This is a genomic window from Pantoea stewartii subsp. stewartii, from assembly GCF_008801695.1.
Lineage (GTDB): Bacteria > Pseudomonadota > Gammaproteobacteria > Enterobacterales > Enterobacteriaceae > Pantoea > Pantoea stewartii.
Genome location: NZ_VZPF01000206.1, coordinates 1 through 977 on the forward strand (window position 1 = coordinate 1; position 977 = coordinate 977).

Consider the following 977-nt stretch of genomic DNA (forward strand, 5'->3'; position numbering starts at 1 on the left):
ATTTCTGACCGAGGTGCCGGAGGATCTTTCAACGGGTACCACGCCCAGAAACGCCGCAACCTGTTCTGCTGTATCGAAATGATGACTCCGCAGGATAACCAGCATGTTCAGACCTAACTGAAAACCCACGGATTTTATTGATGTCAGCAGGTCAAAATCCGTCTTTAACTCAGGATGCTGATCAAGGTGAGTCAGGATCAATTCGTCAAGATGTTCTATCTCTGCACTCAGGTTACGAAGCACATTTTCGATAGATTCATCTATCGCAGGCGGAATGTCTGTTGCCCGGCATTTTTCCAGTCTGTTTTTTTCGCGGCTGCGGTCAGTGACAAGCGCATCCCGTCGACGCAGGAGGGCGCAGAGATAACGAACACTCTCTGGCGGAGGAACCCACGGTTCCGGCACCTTAAGTGCACCGTAGCAGGCGAGCATATAAGCATCAACCTGGTCATTTTTCGTCAGAATATCCATGCCACGCGCAAACTCTCTGCTGCGGTGTGGATTGGCGAGCGAAACTTTAGCTCCGGCCCTGTAAAGGCCATATGCCAGCGATTCATGATAAATCCCCGTGGCTTCCATGATGATATGGACATCGGCAGGAGCACATTGTTGTTTACCGAGCCAGGTGATTACTGTACTGGCTGCATTGACATCGTTTTTAATTCTGCGGGTTTTGACTCTGCCTTTTACACCTTCCCGCAGCAGGCATAAATCCAGGGTGTTCTTGCTGACATCGATACCTAACTGAAACATAGACGTTTTCTCCTTTCACTGAACCATCACGCCTATTACCCTTGTACATGCAGAGTCATTGCTCTTGGCAACCGTTCAATGTTAATGCTGGCGTGAAAGGTGAAGCGGAGGGCCTATGCTGCCAAACGAAGGTCACTGCCTTAGGGCGAAGGTCAGGCTCTCCCCGCTTCATGTGATGGTAGCTAACCACCACATCTCTATTACATACAAGGGTGAAGGGATGG

The 977-nt window shown here is 49.9% G+C and carries 1 protein-coding gene; it reads right to left on the reverse strand.

Going from position 1 to position 977, the window contains the following annotated elements; genetic code table 11:
* A partial coding sequence (locus F7Q90_RS25735; protein ID WP_151161166.1) for an IS110 family RNA-guided transposase occupies positions 1–753 on the reverse strand: 753 nt, incomplete at its 3' end.
* Positions 754–977 lie beyond the last annotated feature (224 nt).